The sequence below is a fragment of the Rhodococcus sp. MH15 genome, from assembly GCF_019266045.1.
Taxonomy (GTDB): domain Bacteria; phylum Actinomycetota; class Actinomycetes; order Mycobacteriales; family Mycobacteriaceae; genus Rhodococcus_F; species Rhodococcus_F qingshengii.
Map to the genome: position 1 here is coordinate 62,047 of NZ_LPNP01000065.1, position 21,169 is coordinate 83,215.

Genomic DNA, 21,169 nt, shown 5'->3' on the forward strand with positions numbered 1-21,169 from the left:
TGTTAGGTGAAAGCATATTTCAGGGATGGAAAAGGTGGCGACGTGAACGGGTCGAGCGCGCGTCAGTTGATGAGCCAGATGCTCGTCGAAAAACGAAACAGTCTTGCGCCCGAAAAGGTCGGCATGCGCTGCGAGGGTGCTCGCCGAATGCACGGCCTCAGTCGGCGCGATGTCGCGCAGATTGCCGACATCAGTTTCAATCACTATCAGCGGCTGGAACAGGGTACGTCCGTTGGTGTTTCGGCTCCGGTCATCGTGAGGATCTGCGACGCCTTGTTGATGGAAGACGACGAGAAGGCGCGCATGCTGGCATTGCACCAGGTATGGGCGCGCCCTCGTCGACCGCTGGCTGGATCCCGAGTTGCCGGACCTCAGGCTGCCGGTGAAATCTCCGGCAGGCAGCGGGCCAGTTCGTCCGGCGTGTAGAAGAAACTTCCGGCGCTCACCGGAGCGCACGGGGCAGCAAAGGCCGTCTCGCGCTCGTTGTAGAGCATTCGGACCAGACGCTTACCCTCCGGTCCGGCGTAGACGTCCCACTGCACGTTGGCAGCCATCGGGCTGACCTGCGATCCGCGCCAGGGGTTGTTCGCATAGGTGTAGAGGTCGCCCTCCGCCTGCGAGACGGTGCTTCCCGGCAGTTTCAAGAGTGCCGCGAAGGGGATGATCGTTTCTGCGTGTGCAAACCGGAAATCCGCTCCCGGGACGGCGTCGTCGCCGGTGTGTTTCTGCAGGCCGCGCAGGAACTCGTCGCGCAGGACGGTTGCCATCCGGTAGGTGACGTCCTCACCGGCGAAGCCCGGGCCCTTGGCGTAGAAGTCCTCGGCATCGTTCGTGTATGCGAGCCACTGCGCGTCAGCAGGTTCGATGAACCGCTCGAAATTCCACTTGCCTTCTTCGGCCATGCCCGGAGTGATGATGTACGTGTTGTACAGCATGTACGCGGCGTCGACTTCGTTGTCGATCGTGCTGGAACCCTTGCCGCGGTCGACGAGTGAGAACTCGCCCGCGCTCAGGCGGTTGACGAAGTCCTCCGAGTAGAGCCTGAGCATTATGTGCCGCGAGACCTCGCGGGTGCGGGGAAGATCGGCGATCTGGTCGTCGACGGCTTTCAGTCGAGGATCGGACTCTTCGTAGTCCTTGTAGTCGGCGTTTGCATCCGAGTCGTGGAAGTAGAGAAGGTCGGCATCCGTGGTCACCGGCGCAACATCGCCGGCGACGGCTGGAAACGCACCGGTCAGCCCTTGCGCGAAGTTCTCGGCGCTGTCCACGGCACGGTCCACACCCGACGAGGTCAAGGTGATGGTGCCCTGCTGCGCTGCGATGGCGTCGAACAGTTGGGGGAGGCGTTCGGTGACCCGCGCGCCGAGCTGTCTGTGTTCGGTGATCCCGAGTCCGCTGAGGTTGCCGTACCCCAGCTTCTTGTTGGCGGCCATGAGATCACGGAGGGCCGGGCCGAATTCCTTGCCGACGGGAGTCAATGCGTTCTCGGCTTCGGCGATTTCCCACAGCTGCAGGCTCAGGTCGTCGTACTTCAGGCTCGACAGTGCTCTGGAACCATGGCGCGCAACACTTTCCGTGTACACGGGGGAGTATCCCGTCGGCGGCGCCTGATAGTCGGCGATGCGCTGGCCGGGAGTGTAGGGCGTCTTGGACGTGAAGCCGCCGTCGCTGACGGTCGGTATTTCTGTCGAACCGGAGCTCGAACCGGCGTCGAGCGAACCGAACGGTGACGCCGTGGCGATGGACTGGACGCTGCTGGTGACAAGCACTAGTCCGACAGCGCCGGCAGCGGCCAGCACGCCGAAGCGTGAGCTTCGCATGGTGAGTTGATCCTCTCCGTCGGTGCCGAGGTGACACGACGGAAGGAAAGTTAGAACAGCTAAGCGTCCGAATTGCACCTATTTGCCCATGTGCAGATGGACGCGGGGTTACAAGTTTCGGATTCGCGAAGCTCAGGAGGGTTTGGCGGCAATCCCGATCGACACGGAGAGCGACAAAGCGATGAGGGTCATGGCCAGCCACTGGTAGCTCTTGGGCGTGGGCTGCTTCTTACGTCCGAACTTGCTCACTGATGTCTCCCGTTTGTCCGTGGGTACTCAGCACATATTACTGTTCCATTACCCCAATGGCGCGGTCGACCGGAAACTGTGCGCGATCCGACAGCAGGCGGACCGCGAAGTCCGCCCGCTGCCCTGTGATCAAGAGATCGTGCGCAGTTCCCGTCGCAGTATCTTGCCGGTGACGGTCTTGGGTAGTTCTTCGACCAGCACGACGGAGCGTGGGTACTTGTACGCCGCCATCCGCTGCTTGCAGTGATCAATCAGTTCGTCCGGCGTCACCGACGCCCCCGCGACGAGGCTGACAAACGCCTTCACCGTCTCACCGCGGTACTCGTCGGCGATCCCGACGACTGCCGCCTCACGGACTGCGGGGTGCTCGGCAAGAACGTCCTCGACCTCGCGTGGCCACACCTTGTAGCCGGACGCGATGATCATGTCCTTCTTACGGTCGACGACGTAGAACCAGCCGGCTTCGTCCATGAACCCCACGTCGCCGGTGTGGAACCACCCGTCGCGAATGGCCGACGCACTCTCCTCCGGCTTGTTCCAGTAACCGCGCACCACCTGTGGACCTCGGACGACCAGTTCGCCGATCTCTCCGATCGGCAGGACCGCACCGCCCTCGTCTTCGATGCGGACCACGGTGTTGGGTACGGGAACGCCGACAGACAGTGCTCCGGATGTGGGGTCGACCGGCGTATCCGCACCAACGGGAACGGCATGGGTCGGCGACGTGGTCTCGGTCAGCCCGTAGATGTTGTGCAGCGCAGCACCGGTCATGGCGCGGACGGCCTCGGCGGCAGTCGGCGAGATGGGTGCGCCGCCGGAATACAGCAACCGCATGGAGGAGAAGTCTTCCGGCGCGCAACCCGGAGTGTTGAGCAGTGCCGTAAAAGCAGTGATGGCGCCGACTGTGAATGTCGGGCGGTGCTCACGAATCGCGTCGAGCATCACCTCGGGCTGGAAGCGATAGGCAAGCACCAGCGGCATTCTCGCCAGGACGGACACCGCGATGTGACCGATCAACCCCGTGATGTGGAAGAGCGGTGCAACTCCGAGAACCGTGTCTTTCGGGGTGAGCCCCAACCAGTCCCGGTACACCTGGGCGTTGAAGGTCATGTTCGCGTGAGAGGTCATCGCTCCCTTCGGCGGACCGGTGGTTCCCGACGTATAGGTCAGTACCGCAATGTCTTCCGGTGCAGCGTCAGTGGTGATCGGATCGCCGAGACGATGTTCGTCGATCAGCGTCGCGAGATCGTCGGTACCGAGATCCTTCTTGACGATTTCGTCGAAAATCCTCGGATCGTTGCGACTTTGGTACTCGAGTTCCGAGGTGGTGATAACTCGCCTGACCGGCGAGTCGGAGACGACATTGCGGCCGACGGACTCGTAGAGCCCCTCGAGAGCGATCAGAACCGCTGCTCCGGAATCTTCGAGTTGGTATCCCAGTTCTCGTTCACGGCTCATGGGATTGATCGAGACTGCGACGCCGCCGGCTTTCCAGATTCCGGCGAGCGCAAGCACGAACTGCGGAACGTTCTGGAGGAACAGAGCGACGCGGTCACCCTTCACCAGTCCACCGGCTCGGAGTGCTCGGGCCAGGGCGTCACTCTGCTGATCCACTTCGGCGTAACTGAGTTGACCGTCGAAGTACTTCACAGCCGTGGCGTCCGGATCAGAGCGGACCGCCGCTGCCAACATTTCGAGCATCGTGGGGTGTTCGACGTCGATGTCGGGGGGAACGTGGTTGCGGTACAACGCCAACCAAGGGCGATCTTCGTATGTCATTTGATGGCAACCGGATTCACGGGAGAGCCGCTGGCCTTGGCAACCTTGAGTGGCGCGGCGACGTACAGGAACGTGTACTGGCCGTCGGCCGCGCAGTCCGCGGCCAGCTTCTCCAGATCGCAGATCTCGGTGAACACCACTCCGAGGTTGCGCATCAATGCGTTGTGGAGAACCAGTGCCACACCGTTTTCGGGGTCGGTGGTGACCTCGTTGGCAATGGTGTCAGTGACAAGGTTGGGGATCTCCATGTCCTGGAACCACTGGACGAGTTCGGGGCTGTAGATCAGGCCGGGCTCGCAGAAGCCCTCGTAGAAGGCTTCGCCCTGGTCGAAGAACAGCTTGAGGAAGTTGGTGCGGATGACGAGGATGTCACGCTTCTCGATGGTGACCCCCTGCGCTTCGGCACAGGCCAAAAGATCATGGTGCGTGAAGGTTTCGGCCTTGTCGAGGTTTTCCTTGCCGCGGAACTTTGCCATGTCGAGAAGTACTGCGCGTCCGACGACGCCACGGTCGGCAATCGGTTCGACGCTGGCCTTCTCGAGGCCGCCGACTGTCGTGTCAGCGGAGTATCCGTTCCACAGGGCGCCGTCGTACCAGACGTGTCCGAGCGCGTCGTACTGCGTCGAACCCTGCAGGAACGCGTCGATCTTGTCGTCCGCGTAATGCAGGCCGCCGGGGAAGTTGGGTGCGTCGTCGCCGTCCCAGCTGCTCTCGTCGAAGATCTGTGTGCGCTCGGCGGGGCTCCGGCCCGGCCACACCGGATCACCCTTGGGATCGCCGATTAGACGTTGGAGTGTGAACACGGAACCCTGCTTGATGGTTCCGACGCCACGAAGCACCTGTCCGGCGTCGAGGTAGTTCAGTGAACCGACCTCGTCGGACTCTCCCCACTTGCCCCAGTTGCTGGGTGCGTCGCGCAGGAGTTCTCCAAGATATGGCGCCTCGGTCATGGTGATTCGATCCTCTCGCTACCGACACCGAACGATCGCTCGGGCGGACCTGGGTCTTTGTGATCCACATCATGTTCAGGCCGATAATCAGTAGTCAACAGGTTCACCGATTGCCGTGGTCATCGCATTGTTGGAAATCCAATGTTCGGGAATACTGAACACTGTGACCGAATTCGAGAATGCCGTCCTGATCGGAGCGTCGATCCGGCAAGCGCGGCGTCACAGCGGGCTCTCGCTGCGTGAATTGGCCAGGCGTCTCGATGTCAGCCCGGCTACCCTCAGCGCTGTCGAGACCGGAAAGACCAGAGTCAGCGTCGACCGGTTGGCGGCAATCGGCGGGATTCTCGGAGTGCGTTTCGACGCTCTGCTCCCGGCTGCGATAGTGCGTCCGCCGGAACAGCCGCGATGGGGAGGCGACGACGCCGACCCGGACGCACATTTTCGCCCGAACGAGTGGCGAAGGTTCGGTCCGAGTTCGTTCGATCCGGTGTTGGCTGCAGCGCTCGCGGAGATGGTGAAGACCGGATATCACGGCGCTGCGATGCGTGAGATCGCCAAACGTGCGCAGATGAGTGTTCCGGGTCTGTATCACCACTATTCCAGCAAGCAACAGATGTTGGCCGAAATTCTCGACCTCACCATGGCTGAACTGAACACGAGATCGTTGGCGGCTATCGACGAGGGCGAAAGTCCCTCCGAAAGGCTGGCTTTCCTCGTCGAATGTGTGACCTTGTTCCATATCTATCGGCGTGATCAAGGATTTCTCGGTGCCAGCGAAATGCGCAGTCTCACAGCCGAGAACAGGTTGCGCATCACGGAATCACGCAACTACCAGCAATGGTTGATGACGAAGCAGGTCGACGACGGAATCGCTGCCGGTGTGTTCGGGACGGATCGGCCGCGACAGGCCGCGCGTGCAATAGTCGTGATGTGTGTCTCTGTCGCGCAATGGTATCGGCCGAGCGGACCACAAACGCCCGAGGAAATTGCACGCGACTACGCGCGTTTTGCACTGGATCTGGTGCGCCTTCAGCGACCGTGACGGACGTCATCCGGTTCGGGTGATGCGCCAGCGGGCAAAGGGGTCCATGCTTGGAAGGTATCCGTACCGCGACTCGAGTAAGGAACGAAACCCAATGTCTTCCAAGCTGTCTCACAAGGCCTACATGATCGGTGCCGGCATCGGAAACCTCTCGGCTGCCGTCTATTTGATTCGAGACGGTGAGTGGAGCGGTGAGGACATCACCATCATGGGGCTGGACATGCATGGAGCGAACGACGGCGAATCTGCCGCTACCTTCCAGCACCAGTACGGTCATCGCGAGCTGGGCAACGACGCGGGCTTCATCAATCGTGGCGGTCGCATGCTCAACGAGGAGACCTATGAGAACCTCTGGGACGTGCTGAGTGTGGTTCCGTCGCTGGACAACCCGGGAAAATCGGTGACGGATGACATTCTCGATTTCGACCACGCGCATCCAACGCACGACGTCGCACGATTGATCGATCGCGACGGCATTCGCAACAAGGGTGAAAACGACTACAAGCACATGCAATTCGACAACAAGGATCGGTACTTGTTGACGAAGCTGATGACGATGCCGGAGTCGGACGAGGCAAAACTCGACGACATCAGTATCGAGCAGTGGTTCGAGGACACTCCGCACTTCTTCACCACCAACTTCTGGTACATGTGGGAGACCACATTTGCTTTCAAGCGGGTGAGTTCGGCGATGGAGCTGCGCCGGTACATGAACCGAATGATTCTCGAGTTCAGTCGCATTCAAACTCTTGCCGGTGTCACCAGATCCCCGTACAACCAGTACGAGAGCATCATCTTGCCGATGCGGGCCTTCCTCGAAGGCAAGGGCGTGAAGTTCGTCAACGAACTGAAGATCACGGAGTTCGTGTTCAAGGACACCCCGCTACGAGACGAGATCATCGTGACGGGACTCGATTACGAAAACGTCCGCACCGGTGAGAAGGGCCGAATCGACGTGGCGGAGGGCGATTTCGTCTTCGACACCAACGGCAGCATCACCGACAGTTCTTCGATCGGCGATCTGGATACCCCGATCGTCGAAGACATGAGATACGCACCGAGTGCGCTGCTGTGGAAGCAGGCCACCGAGCATTTCTACGATCTCGGGAATCCCGACAAGTTCTTCGGGGACCGGGCGCAGAGTGAGTGGACCAGCTTCACCGTCACCACTTCGTCACACGAGCTCATCAACGAGATTTCCCGAATCACCAAGCAGCTCCCCGGAAATGCGCTCAACACATTCGTGGACTCGAACGTGCTTCTCTCGATCGTGGTCCACCATCAGCCGCACTACCACGCGCAGAAGGAGAACGAAGGAGTCTTCTGGGGTTACTGTCTGTTCCCGCGCAAGGACGGCGACTACGTGAAGAAGCCGTTCATCGAGATGACCGGGCGGGAAATGCTGGAAGAGACGCTCGGACACCTCGAGGCGCTCGACGAGAGCGGTGCGCTCGCCGCGCGTCGACAAGAGATTATGGACAGCGTCGTGAATTCGATTCCCAGCCATATGCCTTACGCCAGTGCGCTGTTCAATCGGCGCGCCGTCGGCGACCGGCCGCTGGTGGTGCCGAAGCACTCCAAGAACCTGGCGTTCATCAGTCAGTTCGCGGAGCTGCCGTTCGACATGGTGTTCACCGAGCAGTACTCGGTGCGCTGCGCTCAGGTAGCCGTCTACAAGTTCCTGGGGATTCCAGAAGACAAGCTCACCAAGATGCATCACTACGAGAAGGATCCGAAGGTCCTCGCCAAGGCCGCAGTGACGATGTTCCGCTGAGGGGTGCTCAGCGACCGTGCCGCTTCTCGTAGTCCTCGCGAGTGCGATCGGCACGGCGCTGGGCCTTCTCGTCGAGCAGTTCGGGATCGAGTCCGTGGCTCAGCAGGCGGTGACGGCGGTAGATCGTCCCGAGCGCCACGACGAAGTACGCGAGCGGGATGAGCAACAAGGCCATCATGGCCAAGGGAATCCAGATCGGTCCCGGGATCAAGAGGAACAGCAGAAGGATCAGCGTCGCCGGCACGGTGAAGCGGATGATGTAGCGGGCCTGGGCGCCCGGGCCGACGAGATCGTTCCGTACCCAGTCCTGATACCGGTCGGGGAGCGTCTTCCCCAGGAGGTATCCGCAGTACTGAGGAAAGTTCGGGCGAGTCTGTTCGGCCATGGCATCCAGGATAGTGCCTGGTACTGCCGCTTACACCGGTGCCTTGAACGTGCGTCGGTAGGCGCTCGGTGAAACGCCGAGGGCCTCGTTCATGTGTTGACGCATGGATGTCGCAGTCCCGAAGCCGGTTCGAGCAGCAATCGCATCGATCGACAGATCGGATTCCTCCAGTAGTTCCCGCGCCCGATCGACGCGTCTGCTGGTCAACCAGCGGTTCGGTGTGGTTCCGACTTCGTCGCGGAATCGACGGCTGAACGTGCGGACGCTCATGTTGGCGCGCGTCGCCAGGTCCGCCAGGGTGATCGGGTCGTCGAGATGTTCGAGGGCCCAGTGCCGAGCGTCGGCAGTCGATTCCGAAGGCTTGTCGGCCAGGGGGCGTCGGATGTACTGAGCTTGGCCACCGTCGCGCCACGGCGGTACGACGCAACGCCTCGCGACGGTGTTCGCCACTTCCATGCCGTGGTCACGCCTGACGATATGCAGGCAGAGGTCGACTCCCGACGCCACCCCGGCCGAGGTCAGGATGTGGCCTTCGTCGACGAACAGCACGTCCGGATCCACGTTCACCTTGGGATAGACACGCTGGAAATGGTCGGTGTTACGCCAGTGCGTCGTGGCGCGGAGTCCGTCGAGCAAACCCGCCGCGGCGAGGATGTACGACCCGGTGCAGATCGAGACCAGCCGAGTGCCCGGCCGGATGTGTTGGAAAGCTGCGGCCAACTCGGGGGAGAGGTAGCCGTCTTCGTAGGCCGGACCCAACTCGTACGACGCGGGGATGACGACGGTGTCGGCGGTGGCGAGCAACTCGCTCCCATGGTCGACCGAAATGCTGAAGTCAGCGTCGGTCCGCACGGGATTGCCGTCGATTGTGCACGTCAGGATCTCGTACAGCGGCCGATCCTCGACGTCGAGGGCACGCCCGAAGATGCGCGCGGGGATCCCGAGTTCGAAGGGTATGACTCCGTTAAGAGCCAGTACGACGACGCGATGCGGACCAGACATGGCTCGATCCTTTCATATATTGGCAATCTGGCCACTGTTCTCGATCGAATCCGAACTGCAGAATTCTCTCTGTGACTTCTGAGACCGCTCTCCCCGAATCGGGCCCGCAGCAGGTGAGCCCGCCGCGCTTTCACCGCGCGTGGTCCGTCGCGATCGTGGCATTTCTGGCGTTGGTCGGAGCGGCGAGCTTCCGCGCTGCCCCATCCGTGCTGATCGATCCACTGCACGAGGATTTCGGGTGGTCGCGCGCCAGCATCTCGGCCGCCGTCTCGGTCAACCTGATTCTGTACGGGTTGACCTCGCCGTTCGCTGCTGCCTTGATGGAGAGGTTCGGTATCCGGGCGGTCGTCACCTCGGCGTTGGCGCTCATCTCGCTCGGCAGTGGTCTCACCATCTTCATGACCTCGAGTTGGCAGCTCATTCTGCTGTGGGGTGTCTTCGTCGGTCTCGGTACCGGTTCGATGGCGCTGGCGTTTGTCGCCACCGTCGTCGATCGCTGGTTCGTCGAGAAGCGTGGTCTCGTGACCGGCATCCTGACGGCCGGTGGTGCTGCCGGTCAGCTGGTGTTCCTTCCGGTCCTGGCGAAGATCGCCGAAACGTACGACTGGAAGAGCGTCGCCTTCACAGTTTCGTTTGCCGCACTGGCCGTTGTGCCGTTCGTTCTGCTGTTCCTGCGTAACTATCCGTCAGACGTGGGTACGACGCCTTACGGCGCGCCCGCCGATTACGCCCCACCAGCCAAGCCTGTCTACCAGCGCGGCGGTGCCGGAGGCCGGGCGATCTCGGTGCTGGTGATGGCGTCGAAGACCAAGGTGTTCTGGCTTCTCGCCGGTACCTTCGCGATCTGCGGCGCGAGCACCAACGGCCTGATCGGCACGCACTTCGTCCCGGCGTCGCACGACCACGGAATGCCGATCACGACTGCCGCGTCCCTGTTGGCGTTGATCGGAATCCTCGACATGGTCGGCACCATCGCTTCGGGTTGGTTCACCGACCGCATGGACTCGCGAAAACTTCTCGGCATCTACTACCTGTTCCGCGGAATCTCGCTGCTCTTCCTGCCGTTGTTGCTCGCCAACACCGTGAATCCGCCGATGATCGCGTTTGTCATCTTCTACGGGCTCGATTGGGTGGCGACGGTTCCGCCGACCGTCGCGCTGTGCCGTCAACACTTCGGCGCCGACGCCCCCATCGTGTTCGGTTGGGTGCTGGCATCGCACCAGATCGGTGCGGGTCTGGTGGCCTTCTTGGCCGGTCTCGTTCGTGATCAGATCGGCTCGTACGACGCTGCCTTCTTGGTGGCCGGCGCGCTCTGCGCGATCGCCGCAGTCATGTCGTTGTTGATCGCAAAACGTCCGAAAGAGGCAGTATTGGTTGACTCTGTCTGATTCGGCACTGTGATCGGTACCACCGACGGGGTAAGTTGTGTGTAACTCCAAGAACTACTCACCAGTAGGGGTACTGAAATGCCTGCTCCGTCCGCTGCGACCTTCTCGCGGCTCGCCGATCTGATCGCCATCGACAATGTTGCCGATCGCCCGACGAAGTCCATCACCGAGGTGTTCACCGGCAAGGAGCTGGCGACCATCCCCGTCGGCACCGCCGACGACGCACTTGCGGCCATCGCCCGTGCGCGCGTCGCCCAGAAGGAATGGGCCAAGCGCTCCGTCCTCGATCGGGCCGCCGTCTTCCACCGCTACCGCGATCTCATCCTCGAGAACCGCGACGCCCTCATGGACATGGCTCAGGCCGAGACCGGAAAGTCGCGTACCGCAGCTCAGGAAGAAGTCCTCGACATCTCGATGACGTCGCGTCACTACGCACGTGTGGCGCCGAAGCTGCTGCGCCCGCGTCGCGTCTCCGGCATGCTCCCGGGTCTGACGAAGACCGTCGTCCGCTACCAGCCCAAGGGCGTAGTCGGCGTCATCTCGCCGTGGAACTACCCGATGACGCTGGCCGTGTCCGACGCCATCGCCGCGCTGCTCGCCGGTAACGCCGTTGTCCTCAAGCCGGACAGCCAGACGCCGTACTGCGCGCTCGCCTGCGTCGAACTGCTCTACAAGGCGGGTCTGCCTCGCGACCTCTTCGCCGTGGTTCCCGGGCCGGGCTCCGTCGTCGGCACCGCCCTGGTTGAGAACACCGACTACCTCATGTTCACCGGTTCCACCGCGACCGGTCAGCTCCTCGCCGAGCAGGCCGGCCGTCGACTGATCGGCTTCTCCGCCGAACTCGGTGGCAAGAACCCGATGATCGTCGCGGCCGGCGCAGACCTGCGCGAGGTCACCGACGCCGCTGTGCGTGCGTGCTTCTCCAACTCCGGTCAGCTGTGCATCTCCATCGAGCGCATCTACGTCGAAGAGTCCATCGCACCCGAGTTCATCCGCATGTTCGGTGACCGCGTCAAGAAGATGAACCTCGCCGCCGGATACGAATTCGGAATCGAGATGGGCAGCCTCGTCTCCGAGGCGCAGGTCAAGGCAATCTCCGCTCATGTCGACGACGCAGTGGTCAAGGGCGCCACCGTCATTGCCGGTGGCAAGGCTCGGCCGGACATCGGACCGCTGTTCTACGAGCCCACCCTGCTCACCGGGGTTCCCGAAGACGCCGAGTGCTACCGCGACGAGACCTTCGGGCCGCTCGTCTCGATCTACCCCGTCAAGGACGTCGAAGAGGCCATCGCTGCGGCCAACGACACCGAGTACGGCCTCAACGCCAGTGTGTGGGCGGGAAGCAAGGCTGCCGGTGAAGCCATCGCAGCGCGCATCCACGCCGGCACCGTCAACGTCGACGAGGGTTACGCACCGACCTGGGGCAGCACCGCAGCACCGATGGGCGGTATGGGTGTCTCGGGCGTCGGTCGTCGTCACGGCGCCGAGGGGCTGATCAAGTACACCGAACCGCAGACCGTTGCCACCACTCGCGTCATGAATCTCGGTGGACCGCGCGGACTTCCGGCCAAGGTGTGGGCAAAGCTCATGCCTCACGCCATCAAGATCATGTCCTGGGTTCCGGGCCGGTAACGGGTGGAAACCGCCAGCGCGTACATCGAGGCAACGCCGGTATCGGTGTGGAAGGTTGTCAGCGACATCGAAGGTATGGGTCGCTTCAGTCCTGAAAATACCGGTGGAACATGGACTTCCGGAACTCCGGGCACTGTGGGTGCAAAGTTCAAGGGCACCAACAAGCATGGTCTGATTCGGTGGAGCACGCACTGCACGGTGGTCGACGTGGTCGACTGCCGGAGGTTCTCCTTCGAATCGGACGAGCCGAAAGCGCGGTGGACCTATGTGCTCGAGCCTTCGGGAACGGGCACCGTGCTTACCGAGACTCGTGAGATCTATGCGACGCCAGCGCTTTACGTGCGCATGATGTCGGGTAGCGGCCTACTCGGTCGGGGTCGAGATCAGCTGATGCAGACCGGAATGGAAACCACCCTGGCGCGCATCAAGGCGTTTCTGGAGAGCTAGAAACTGACACAAGTGGGGCTGCACTCGATTCGAGTGCGGCCCCACTTCTGTTGTTGGAGATCTAGTTTGCAGTGCTGATGAGCGCAGCGTCGATGAGCGCGGTGTAGACACGCTCCGGTTCTTCGGCGATGCGATTGAGTACGTACAGCCACCACTGTGTTCCGAAGATGACGTATTCGCGTGTGGTGAAGCCCGCTCCTCGGAGTGCGTCCAGTTGCTCGGTGCCGAGGCCGAGCAGCATCTCGAACTCGACGTGCTCGCCTCTGAGCTTCGAATCATGTTCGGCGCGTAGTGCTTCGAGGATGTCGCGGTCATGTGTCGCGATGGAGACCTGGTGACCCGAGTCGACGATTCGGGCTGCGTAGTCGAGATACGCGCTGCGCAGTTCGGCACTACCGCGTGGGTAGGCGACGGACTCGGCTTCGAGGAAGGCGCCCTTCACGAGACGGATGCGGCCGGGTCGGTCCAGCAGAGCGGCGAGATCCTTTGCCGTGCGGTGCAGTCGGGCCTGAACGGTGATCCCCACGTGAGTGAAGCGCTCGGCCAGTCGCGCGTGCATGTCGAGGACCAGGTCGGTGCGGTCGGACGCTTCGGCGGAGATGATCAGCTCGGCACCTGCGCGTTCCGTGGTCTCGGCCAGGCGCACGACATTGCGAAAGCACTGCTCCGGATCGATGACCAAGCCGATGTGCGAGAGGTCGAACGACACGGTGCTGTCTACGCCCGACGTTCCGATCCGTTCCGCCAATTCCACGAACACATCGGTTTCGGCGTTCGCGAGTTCGGGATCCCGGACGCTTTCCCCGGTGTATTCGATGCTCGCCTTGTGTCCTCGCGCGAAGATCGAGGGGAGTCGGTCGAAAGCGTCGTCGATGGTTTCGCCGCCGATGTAGCGAGCGGCGACTTTCCGTGCGAGTGCTGCCGTCGCGGCGTCCGCCATGGTGCGTTCTTTCAGGGATTCGTCGAGTGCGAGGCGGCGTAGGACGTCCGCGGCCTGGGCTTGTAGATCCGTGTTCACGGCTTCAGCGTATCCGGACGAGGGTGCGGGAATTATTCTACGAACCCTTGCGTTCGATCTATTGTCGATATATCGTCGATACGTCAAACAAACACAGGCAGTCCAGGAGGACAACATGTACGCCCCACACAACAACCCAGAAATGCAAGAACGTCGCGAGCATGGCCGCCGAGGCCCGCATCGTGGACACGGTTTCCGTCGAGGATTCGAGGGCGAGCGACCCGAGGGTCGCTTCGAAGACCGAGCAGAAGGACGCCCCGAAGGCCGGCGCGGTCGACTTGACCAGCGCGGACACGGTCGGCCGGGTTTCGGTGAAGCCGGCGCAGCGCTCCGTCCCGCGATGGGCCTACTCCGAGGTGCCGCTGTCGCGGTAGCCGCAGGTGGGACCGCTGAGCAGGTAGCCAAGGCCGAGGCAATTCTCGCCGAGGCACGCCGAGCACTGTTCGAGATGCTGGCGGAAAAGCCGGCTGACGCGCAGCAGGCTCACACAGAATCTACCGACACGCTGCCGGCAGAGTGATCACGGCGCTCAGGCGCCGACGGTGACTTCCTCGCTGTTCATGCCGGAAACGTGGCCGTCGGCGCCCTCTCGCCAGTACCCGACAACATTGTGCTTGTCGCGAGCTATTCCTCGAACTTCCCTCAGATGCTTACGAATACGACGGCTGGTTGCGCTTTCGCACGCCACCCACGCGTAGATGTCGGCCGATTCGGATTCGGGAAACTCGACCTTCTCCACAGCCTCGAACAGTGCGCTCGGCGCCTTTCCGAGGCCACTCCCCACGAGCCACGTGTACGTGACGTCGGCGCGAGTGACAAATTCCTGTCGATCCTCTTCGGTTTCGACCTCGATGATCGCCTGTGCGACATCGCCTTCACGAAGTTCTTCGACAATCCTGCCCAGTCCGGGGAGACCCGTGGCGTCTGCGACCAGCAGCTGCCAGCGAGGACCCGCCGGTGCTTGGTAGTGGGACCGCGAACTGTCCGACCAGAAGACGCCTAGTAGGTGACCTGGTTCGGCCCGCAGGGCCCAATCCGCTGCAATACCGCCAGGGTGCACGACGAAGTCGATGTCCAGACGTCGGCCGCCGTCGTGCACCTTGCGCACGGTGTAGTGCCGCCACGGTGGCTCGGTTCCGAGATCGGCCTTGCCGTAGTCGGGATTGTTGAAGTAGTCGTAATCTGCTTCTGTTTCACCGGGTTTCGGGAACGCGATGTCGATGCGCTCGTCGCCTTGTCCGCCGGTCGGCCAGTGCCAGTTGCCTTCTGCCTCGATGCTGATTCGCCGCATGTGCGGGGTCAGGGACGTGACGGTGACAACGCGGGCGGGTTCGCAGAAAGACATGCCTCGACCCTATTGGTCCTGCGTGTCGAAGTGGAGACAGATGCTGTCGCAAGACGGACATCAGTTATGTCGGTTCACGCCGCTGTCGGTGGGCTGTTCCCACCGATCGGCTGTTGATACGGATCGATCGACATGGGTGGGTAGAACACTGTTTTTCGGTCGGGACCGATCTCCACCCGCCACTCCGTGTGGTGCAGCGTCCGGTGGTGATGACCGCACAACAAGATCAGATTGTCGAGATCTGTTGGGCCACCATCGTTCCAGTGAACAATATGGTGGGCATCGCACCACCCCGGCGGTGTCCCGCACCCCGGAAACGCGCACCCACCATCGCGAACCGCCAACGCCCGCCGCTGCGGAACTGTCGCCGTTCTCGCTTCCTTGCCGCAGTCGAGCGGAACACCATTCTCGTCCAACAAAATCCGGGTGACGGTGCAGTCGCAGGCCAACATCCGTGCGGTGTCGATACTGATCGGACCTATCCAATCCGTCCACGCGAACCCCAACTCCTCGGTGGACGGCAACAGGTCTTTCAGAACTTTAAGGTCTGTCATATCTTTTGCCGACGCAGTCACCGTGATGTGCGGTTTCACCCCGCCCTCGATCGGACCCAACCCCGCCCGCTCGTACCGCCGCAACAACTCGCAGAACCCGTCCGCCCGCCGTAGCGCCGGAGTACGCGTGTCCTTCACGCCGTCCTTCTCCGGCGTCGGCGCAGACAGACTCGACAACAACGTGATCAGACGCGCCCCGTTCACGGCATCCAAATCACCCTTCACAGTGACCCGCCCGTACAAGCCTTTCGAGGCGTAGAACTCGTTACGCTCCGAATCCTCACCCACCGGAACGCCGTCCTCACGCTTGCCGTACTGCTTCTCGATCCGCCGGATCGCTGCCCGCACCGCATCACAATCAGCAATGTTCTTCGACGCCAAACCCAACAGAATCCCGCGGGCTTTGTCCACATCCGCCACGGTCATGTTCTTCGGTGGATGCTGACAAAACGACGCCACCTGACGGGCTTTCAACGCATCCACGTCACCGCGATGGAATGCATCCGCGACAACAGGTTCGAGCATCAACAACCGCGCCAACCCGACCAGCAGGCTGCACTCACCGATCTCCAGATTCGTCGAACCATGCAACCACTGTGCGATCGCCCGAAAACCCTTCCCGCCGAGAACGTCCCGGGAAAACATCTCCACGATCAACAACACCATCCGCGACTGCAACTCGTGCCGGGCGCGCGCCAGATCCAGAACCTCACCCTTGAGGTCCTCGCCATCCAGCTGCCACGCTTCCCGACTGTCCATGCTCAAAGTCTAATCGAACAAAGTTTCGAACACAAGAGAATCGCAGGCGGAAATTGCTGCTGTCCAGCTACTTTCGACAATTCGGGCAAATGTCAGATCGAACCCAGCTCCCGCGCACGAGCTACCGCCGACGTCCGCGACTTCACTCCCAACTTGCCGAAGATGTGAACCAGGTGCGACTTGACCGTGGTCTCACTCAGGAACAGTTCTTTGCCGATCTCTCGGTTGGAGCGACCCGCCGCCACCAACTTCAGAACTTCGATTTCCCTTGGGCTGAGGCTGGTTTCGGGTTTGCGTACCCGAGTCATGAGCTTCGACGCGATGGCGGGGGAGAGAACGCTGTCCCCGCTCGCAGCGGCGCGGACGGCTGACAGCAACTCGACCGGTGGTGTGTCCTTGAGTAGGTACCCGCTGGCCCCGGCCTCGACAGCGCTCAAGATGTCTGCATCCGTGTCGTAGTTGGTCACAACGAGTACGTGCGGCGGATTCGGAAGCGCGCACACCGCGCGGGTGGCGTCGACGCCCGTCTTCCCGGGGCCGAATCGCAGGTCCATGAGCACGAGGTCGACCGGCGTGGTGGCGCAGAAGGCTATGGCTTCCTCGGCGGTGCCCGCTTCGCCGACTACCTCGATGTCGGCTTCGCTTTCGAGCAGCGCTCGTAACCCGGCGCGCACGATCGCGTGATCGTCGGCGAGCAGCAGGCGGATCACGGTTCGCCGACTTCGAGAGGAAACGTCACTGCGACGGCCGTGTGTCCCGGCTCGGACTCGATGGAGAAAGTCCCGCCCTGCAGTTCGACGCGCCGGCGAATTGCGTTGAGGCCAAAAGATTCCGCCGGGCCACGTTCGAGAACTGCCACGTCGAAACCGCGACCGTTGTCGACCACGTCGAGGCTGACGGTGTCATCGGAATAGGTCAGTGTCACAGCCATTCTGGTTGCATCGGCATGGCGGAGAACATTGGACACCGCGCCCTGAGCGATGCGTACCAATGTTGCTTCGAGGGGCATCGGCAGCCGCACTGCCTCGCCTTCGACCACGGAGCGCGCTTCCAGTTCAGGACTGCTCGCGCGTTCGCAGATTCGACGAAGCGCGTCGGCGAGCGACTGACCGTCCAAGGCCGCGGGCGTCAATTCGGCTATGAGTTGGCGGGTTTCGGCAAGACTGTCCGCGGCAGTTTCCCGTGCGAGGCTGATCTGACGGATGGCCGGGCTGTCCGGATCGGCGCGTTCGGCAGCGTGAAGGAGCATCTGGATGCTCGAAAGTCCTTGGGCCACGGTGTCGTGAATCTCGGCGGCGAGTCTTTCACGTTCCGCGAATTTTCCGGCATCGCGAGACGTCGACGCCAATTCTTCACGAGTATTCATCAACTCGTCGATGAGACGACCGCGCTCGGCTGCCTCGCGGTACAGCGCTTGATATCCGAGGCCGATTGCAACCGCTACGGCAGCGCCGATGATCGGGCCGACGGCGCCGGCAATCGTCCATCCACGATGCAGGCCGGTGCCGACCACGGCGACAGCCGTTGCCGCGGTGACGGCGAGAAGACTCCAGGGGCGTCGCAGAATATGGAGATAGAGGAAGAAGAGTCCGAACGCGAGGTAGGCGGCGTCGGCGGATACCGCCATCGTCGCGATCCAGACGAGGGTCAGCACGGCCAGCCACCAGCGGGCAGCGTTGCCGCGCAGCCTTTTGGCGACCCCGAAAAGATAGACGGCAACAAAGATCACGGCCAACGCGATGATTGTTGCGGTCAGGTCGGATTCGTCGATCAGCGCTCGAAGAAACACCACACCGGCCAGCGCCATGACAAGGACATGCAGGCCCAGTTGTAGGCCGGCGAAGACAGGCGTGAGCGGAGATCGGTGCATCTCGCCCAGCTTAGCGAGGTTCGGGCCTGGTTCATCCATCAAAAGTTGTAAACCGGGATGGTTCTTTCGAGCGCTGGAATGTCGATCCGAGGTGCGATGGAAAGAGTCTGCATCCGCGAGAGCGTAGAGGCAAGCACAGGAAAGGAATTCACAGTGTTTGTCGCAATGAGGGACTTACGGGCAGCGCGAGGTCGTTTCGCGCTGATCTCCGTCGTGGTTCTGTTGGTTGCACTTCTGGTCAGTTTTCTCAGCGGGTTGACTGCAGGACTTCGCCATCAGAACGTGTCGGCCATCGAGGCCATGAATGCCGACACGGTGGTGTTCGCCGACACCGGAGCCGGGGCGTCGTTCGACGAGTCGGCGCTCACGCAGGACCAGGTCAACGCTTGGACCTCCACGTCGAAGGACGTCGATCCCATCGGAATCGGTCGCGGGAAAGCGGGATTGGCCGACGGAAATCAGAAGTCGGTGGCCCTGTTCGGCGCTGATGGCGGTTTCGGTGACGTGACGCCGTCGGCGTCAGGCACTGTGGTGTTGAGCGAAGGTGCCGCCCGCGAACTGGGGGCGGGCGCCGGCGATCAGGTGAGCGTCGGTACGAAGCAGTTCACCGTCAGCGCCGTTCGCGGTGACGACTGGTACAGCCATTCGCCCGTCGTCTGGATGACGCTCGACGACTGGCAGGCGGCCAATCCACGCGGCGGAGTTGCGACAGTACTGGCTGTCACCGGAGCCTCCGACGCTTCCGCAACGGACAAGGCGGCTGCGACGACGTCGACGACGGTCAGCGGTTCGCTCGACGCGATCGGTTCGTACAAGTCGGAGAACGGGTCGTTGACGTTGATGACGCTCATGTTGTTCGCGATCTCAGCCCTGGTGATCGGTGCGTTCTTCACGGTGTGGACGATCCAGCGAACTCCGGACATCGCGACGCTGAAAGCGCTCGGTGCGACTACCGCTTCGCTGGTGCGCGACGCACTGGGTCAGGCGCTCATCGTTCTGATTGCCGGTGTCACCGTCGGAATCGGGCTGACGGCCGTGGCCGGATCGCTGATCGGTGACGCCATGCCGTTTGTCCTGGACGCATCCACCACCGTCGTACCTGCCGTGGCATTGATCGGGCTCGGTCTGCTCGGCGCGGCCTTTGCACTTCGATTCCTCTCGACCACCGATCCACTCACAGCATTGGGGAGCGCACGATGACCATGACAACCGGCACCACAGTTCTCGACATCCAGAACGTCGATCTGACGTTTCCCGATGGGCAATCGCGGGTGACGGCGCTGGACGACGTGTCTCTGCGACTGCACCGCGGCGAGATCGCCGCGATCACCGGGCCCTCGGGTTCGGGCAAGTCCAGCCTGTTGGCGGTGGCGTCGACGCTGATCCGTCCGGATTCCGGGCACGTCTATCTCCGGACGCCGGAAGGCAGCACCGACATCGCTGCGCTGAGTCGGCGGGCGGCGTCGGAGCTGCGACGCTCGTCGATCGGCATCGTCTTCCAACAGTCGAACCTCGTGTCTTCGCTGACTGCACTGGAGCAGCTCGAGGTGATGGCGCATCTGGGGCAGTCCGTGTTCACGTCACGGGCCCGTCGCAAGGCCGTGAAATCAAAAGCGATGGATTTGCTGGACGCTGTCGGGCTCGCGGATCAGAGCGGAAAACGGCCGTCCCAGCTGTCGGGCGGGCAGCGACAGCGCGTCAATCTCGCGCGAGCATTGATGAACGATCCGCAGCTTCTCGTGGTCGACGAGCCCACGAGTGCGCTCGATCAGGAGCGCGGTGCCGCTGTCATGGATCTGATCATCGGGGTGGTGCGGGAACGCGAGGCGGCAACCCTTCTCGTGACACACGACCGAAGTCACCTGTCTCGGATGGATACTGTCTATCGTGTTGTTGACGGTTCCTTGGCGGAGGATCAGGAGGCGCTCGCGGCGTGACTCAGGCGGGCACGATTCGGGCATTCGTCACTGCATCCGGGCGGGAAGTCAACCCGCGATTTGCTGGGCAGTTAGACTGTTGTCGACTCGGGCAACTTGAGAGGACGTGTTATGGAACGCCGCCGCAACGTTGCGCAGCCGCCACAATCGCCGATTGCGGATCTGGAGCAGATGCCTGCCCTGATTCTCCTCGACAGGCTTCCGGTGCCGGTCATGGCCGTTCACCGCGATGGCAGCATCGTTTTTGCCAACCCGTCTTTCGCTGACATGCTGGGATATCCCAAGAAGGCCGTCTCGGCGTTGCGTTTGCAGGACATCCTCTACGACAAGGATGCCGACGACGTCAGTGCAGAGCAGGCCCATCGTGAACTGAGTTCCGAGCCGGGCTCGGTCAAGGAGTTCGTGCACTCCGACTCCACGTTGGTGCGCGCGACGGTCAGTCAGTCTCTGCTCCGACGGGACGACGACACGATCACCCTTGCCGTCCTCCACGATCTGACGGAGCGCCTGTGGAACAACCCACGGCACATCGACGACAAGCCCACCAAGTAATCCCAGCTACTTCCGGGATTTGACGGTTCGGTCCAGGCCGAGGGTGGCGGCAAGGGTGTTGACCACCCATTCTTCGTACTGTTGGCCGGTCCAACCCGCGCCGACCACGAGGTCTGTATAGGTCTCGGGACTGAGCAGCGTGAGTGCGACGTTCACGGCTGTTTCGAGGTCGACGGTTGGCGCTTTTTCGACGATGCCGACCATCAGATGTTCCTGCACCGTGCGTCGCTGAGTGCGGTTGATTTGCCACAGGCGGGCGGCGTCCTCGTCGGCGGAAGCGGCAGCCCGCAGTGCCAGCAGGATGTCTGCGGTGCGCTCCAGAATGAGCCGTCCGTGGTGAACCTGAATCCGGAGTTGCCCGAGTGGATGTGGGGCGCCTAGTGCTGCCGCCACCCACGGACGGTCGAGAGTTGCCGTCTTTTCCTCGTCGCCCGCAACGGCCACGTCGAGCAGTGCTGACAGCACGCTCGGCTTGTTGCCGAACACGAAATAGACACTCTGCACCGACACGCCCGCCGCCGCGGCAAGCTGCTTGATCGTGGCGGCCGCGTAGCCGGGATCGACAAAAACCTCACGCGCTGCCTCGATGATCTTGCGCCGCGCCGACGTGTCTTCCCGAAGAACCTCAGTCATGATTAGAGTCTAACTCTAGAGTCGAACTCTAGC

At 62.1% G+C, this 21,169-nt stretch carries 21 protein-coding genes; 10 read left to right on the plus strand and 11 right to left on the minus strand.

Annotation, left to right across the window (positions count from 1 at the left end; translation table 11 throughout):
- Positions 1-42 precede the first annotated feature (42 nt).
- On the plus strand, positions 43-426 hold the full coding sequence (locus tag ATN37_RS14750) for a helix-turn-helix domain-containing protein (protein WP_125050151.1): 384 nt from the start codon (positions 43-45) through the stop codon (positions 424-426).
- On the opposite strand, the gene ATN37_RS14755 is transcribed toward ATN37_RS14750, so the two are convergent.
- The 3 genes from ATN37_RS14755 to ATN37_RS14765 all read right to left on the minus strand — a co-directional run bounded on the left by ATN37_RS14755 (position 372) and on the right by ATN37_RS14765 (position 4,798).
- Positions 372-1,820 carry a histidine-type phosphatase gene (locus ATN37_RS14755; protein ID WP_218695338.1) on the minus strand — a complete coding sequence of 483 codons (1,449 nt, stop codon included), beginning with the start codon at positions 1,818-1,820 and terminating at the stop codon, positions 372-374. The genes ATN37_RS14750 and ATN37_RS14755 overlap by 55 nt on opposite strands.
- Before the next feature lie 378 nt (positions 1,821-2,198).
- Positions 2,199-3,848: a class I adenylate-forming enzyme family protein gene (locus ATN37_RS14760; RefSeq protein ID WP_218695339.1), complete on the minus strand. Its 1,650-nt coding sequence runs from the start codon at positions 3,846-3,848 to the stop codon at positions 2,199-2,201.
- Positions 3,845-4,798 carry a cyclase family protein gene (locus ATN37_RS14765; RefSeq protein ID WP_007735859.1) on the minus strand — a complete coding sequence of 318 codons (954 nt, stop codon included), beginning with the start codon at positions 4,796-4,798 and terminating at the stop codon, positions 3,845-3,847. Before ATN37_RS14765 ends, ATN37_RS14760 begins: the two co-directional genes overlap by 4 nt.
- Before the next feature lie 163 nt (positions 4,799-4,961).
- On the opposite strand from ATN37_RS14765, the gene ATN37_RS14770 reads away from it, so the two are divergent.
- The gene (locus tag ATN37_RS14770; RefSeq protein WP_231782780.1) at positions 4,962-5,840 is read left to right on the plus strand and encodes a TetR family transcriptional regulator; all 879 of its coding nucleotides are present in this window, start codon (positions 4,962-4,964) and stop codon (positions 5,838-5,840) included.
- 46 nt (positions 5,841-5,886) lie between these two features.
- Positions 5,887-7,614 carry an oleate hydratase gene (locus ATN37_RS14775; protein WP_073512952.1) on the plus strand — a complete coding sequence of 576 codons (1,728 nt, stop codon included), beginning with the start codon at positions 5,887-5,889 and terminating at the stop codon, positions 7,612-7,614.
- A 7-nt stretch (positions 7,615-7,621) separates the two neighbouring features.
- Here the strand turns inward: ATN37_RS14775 and ATN37_RS14780 are convergent, their stop codons facing one another.
- The gene (locus ATN37_RS14780; protein WP_003943558.1) at positions 7,622-7,999 is read right to left on the minus strand and encodes a DUF5313 family protein; all 378 of its coding nucleotides are present in this window, start codon (positions 7,997-7,999) and stop codon (positions 7,622-7,624) included.
- Positions 8,000-8,029: 30 nt separating this feature from the next.
- Positions 8,030-9,001, minus strand: coding sequence for a GlxA family transcriptional regulator (locus tag ATN37_RS14785; protein ID WP_158170493.1), 972 nt, complete (start codon positions 8,999-9,001; stop codon positions 8,030-8,032).
- A gap of 71 nt (positions 9,002-9,072) precedes the next feature.
- Between ATN37_RS14785 and ATN37_RS14790 the strand changes: the two genes are divergently transcribed.
- The 3 genes from ATN37_RS14790 to ATN37_RS14800 all read left to right on the plus strand — a co-directional run bounded on the left by ATN37_RS14790 (position 9,073) and on the right by ATN37_RS14800 (position 12,468).
- On the plus strand, positions 9,073-10,389 hold the full coding sequence (locus ATN37_RS14790) for an MFS transporter (RefSeq protein WP_158170492.1): 1,317 nt from the start codon (positions 9,073-9,075) through the stop codon (positions 10,387-10,389).
- A gap of 78 nt (positions 10,390-10,467) precedes the next feature.
- On the plus strand, positions 10,468-12,021 hold the full coding sequence (locus tag ATN37_RS14795; protein ID WP_003943578.1) for a succinic semialdehyde dehydrogenase: 1,554 nt from the start codon (positions 10,468-10,470) through the stop codon (positions 12,019-12,021).
- Between the two features lie 3 nt (positions 12,022-12,024).
- Complete coding sequence (locus ATN37_RS14800) at positions 12,025-12,468, plus strand: SRPBCC family protein (RefSeq protein ID WP_030536658.1); 444 nt, start codon at positions 12,025-12,027, stop codon at positions 12,466-12,468.
- A gap of 61 nt (positions 12,469-12,529) precedes the next feature.
- Here ATN37_RS14800 and ATN37_RS14805 read toward each other — a convergent pair whose 3' ends face one another.
- Entirely contained in the window at positions 12,530-13,486 is a 957-nt protein-coding gene (locus ATN37_RS14805) for a proline dehydrogenase family protein (RefSeq protein WP_054827482.1), read from the minus strand.
- Between the two features lie 115 nt (positions 13,487-13,601).
- Here ATN37_RS14805 and ATN37_RS32555 point away from each other — a divergent pair, with 115 nt between their 5' ends.
- Positions 13,602-14,006 carry a hypothetical protein gene (locus ATN37_RS32555; RefSeq protein ID WP_223304633.1) on the plus strand — a complete coding sequence of 135 codons (405 nt, stop codon included), beginning with the start codon at positions 13,602-13,604 and terminating at the stop codon, positions 14,004-14,006.
- A gap of 9 nt (positions 14,007-14,015) precedes the next feature.
- On the opposite strand, the gene ATN37_RS14815 is transcribed toward ATN37_RS32555, so the two are convergent.
- From ATN37_RS14815 to ATN37_RS14830, 4 genes are all read right to left on the minus strand, one after another.
- On the minus strand, positions 14,016-14,831 hold the full coding sequence (locus tag ATN37_RS14815) for a siderophore-interacting protein (protein ID WP_075831733.1): 816 nt from the start codon (positions 14,829-14,831) through the stop codon (positions 14,016-14,018).
- A 74-nt stretch (positions 14,832-14,905) separates the two neighbouring features.
- A complete protein-coding gene (locus tag ATN37_RS14820; RefSeq protein ID WP_217018200.1) occupies positions 14,906-16,144 on the minus strand; it encodes an HNH endonuclease signature motif containing protein in 1,239 nt (412 codons plus the stop codon).
- Positions 16,145-16,236: 92 nt separating this feature from the next.
- Complete coding sequence (locus ATN37_RS14825) at positions 16,237-16,854, minus strand: response regulator transcription factor (RefSeq protein WP_003943536.1); 618 nt, start codon at positions 16,852-16,854, stop codon at positions 16,237-16,239.
- Positions 16,851-18,053 (minus strand): sensor histidine kinase, encoded by a 1,203-nt coding sequence (locus ATN37_RS14830; protein WP_003943587.1) that lies wholly within the window; start codon positions 18,051-18,053, stop codon positions 16,851-16,853. The genes ATN37_RS14825 and ATN37_RS14830 overlap by 4 nt, the downstream gene beginning before the upstream one ends.
- Before the next feature lie 114 nt (positions 18,054-18,167).
- Between ATN37_RS14830 and ATN37_RS14835 the strand changes: the two genes are divergently transcribed.
- From ATN37_RS14835 to ATN37_RS14845, 3 genes are all read left to right on the plus strand, one after another.
- Complete coding sequence (locus tag ATN37_RS14835) at positions 18,168-19,214, plus strand: ABC transporter permease (protein WP_063315976.1); 1,047 nt, start codon at positions 18,168-18,170, stop codon at positions 19,212-19,214.
- Positions 19,211-19,951 carry an ABC transporter ATP-binding protein gene (locus ATN37_RS14840; protein WP_003943539.1) on the plus strand — a complete coding sequence of 247 codons (741 nt, stop codon included), beginning with the start codon at positions 19,211-19,213 and terminating at the stop codon, positions 19,949-19,951. The genes ATN37_RS14835 and ATN37_RS14840 overlap by 4 nt, the downstream gene beginning before the upstream one ends.
- Positions 19,952-20,062: 111 nt before the next feature.
- Positions 20,063-20,503, plus strand: coding sequence for a PAS domain S-box protein (locus ATN37_RS14845; RefSeq protein ID WP_003943598.1), 441 nt, complete (start codon positions 20,063-20,065; stop codon positions 20,501-20,503).
- Positions 20,504-20,509: 6 nt separating this feature from the next.
- On the opposite strand, the gene ATN37_RS14850 is transcribed toward ATN37_RS14845, so the two are convergent.
- Positions 20,510-21,136: a TetR/AcrR family transcriptional regulator gene (locus ATN37_RS14850; RefSeq protein ID WP_003943606.1), complete on the minus strand. Its 627-nt coding sequence runs from the start codon at positions 21,134-21,136 to the stop codon at positions 20,510-20,512.
- Between the last annotated feature and the right edge of the window lie 33 nt (positions 21,137-21,169).

Coding starts and splice junctions, on each gene's coding strand:
- ATN37_RS14755 (WP_218695338.1), bottom strand. CDS start 1,820: ATGCGAAGCTCACGCTTCGGCGTGCTGGCCGCTGCCGGCGCTGTCGGA.
- ATN37_RS14760 (WP_218695339.1), bottom strand. CDS start 3,848: ATGACATACGAAGATCGCCCTTGGTTGGCGTTGTACCGCAACCACGTT.
- ATN37_RS14765 (WP_007735859.1), bottom strand. CDS start 4,798: ATGACCGAGGCGCCATATCTTGGAGAACTCCTGCGCGACGCACCCAGC.
- ATN37_RS14775 (WP_073512952.1), top strand. CDS start 5,887: ATGCTTGGAAGGTATCCGTACCGCGACTCGAGTAAGGAACGAAACCCA.
- ATN37_RS14780 (WP_003943558.1), bottom strand. CDS start 7,999: ATGGCCGAACAGACTCGCCCGAACTTTCCTCAGTACTGCGGATACCTC.
- ATN37_RS14785 (WP_158170493.1), bottom strand. CDS start 9,001: ATGTCTGGTCCGCATCGCGTCGTCGTACTGGCTCTTAACGGAGTCATA.
- ATN37_RS14795 (WP_003943578.1), top strand. CDS start 10,468: ATGCCTGCTCCGTCCGCTGCGACCTTCTCGCGGCTCGCCGATCTGATC.
- ATN37_RS32555 (WP_223304633.1), top strand. CDS start 13,602: ATGTACGCCCCACACAACAACCCAGAAATGCAAGAACGTCGCGAGCAT.
- ATN37_RS14815 (WP_075831733.1), bottom strand. CDS start 14,831: ATGTCTTTCTGCGAACCCGCCCGCGTTGTCACCGTCACGTCCCTGACC.
- ATN37_RS14820 (WP_217018200.1), bottom strand. CDS start 16,144: ATGGACAGTCGGGAAGCGTGGCAGCTGGATGGCGAGGACCTCAAGGGT.
- ATN37_RS14830 (WP_003943587.1), bottom strand. CDS start 18,053: ATGGATGAACCAGGCCCGAACCTCGCTAAGCTGGGCGAGATGCACCGA.
- ATN37_RS14840 (WP_003943539.1), top strand. CDS start 19,211: ATGACCATGACAACCGGCACCACAGTTCTCGACATCCAGAACGTCGAT.
- ATN37_RS14845 (WP_003943598.1), top strand. CDS start 20,063: ATGGAACGCCGCCGCAACGTTGCGCAGCCGCCACAATCGCCGATTGCG.
- ATN37_RS14850 (WP_003943606.1), bottom strand. CDS start 21,136: ATGACTGAGGTTCTTCGGGAAGACACGTCGGCGCGGCGCAAGATCATC.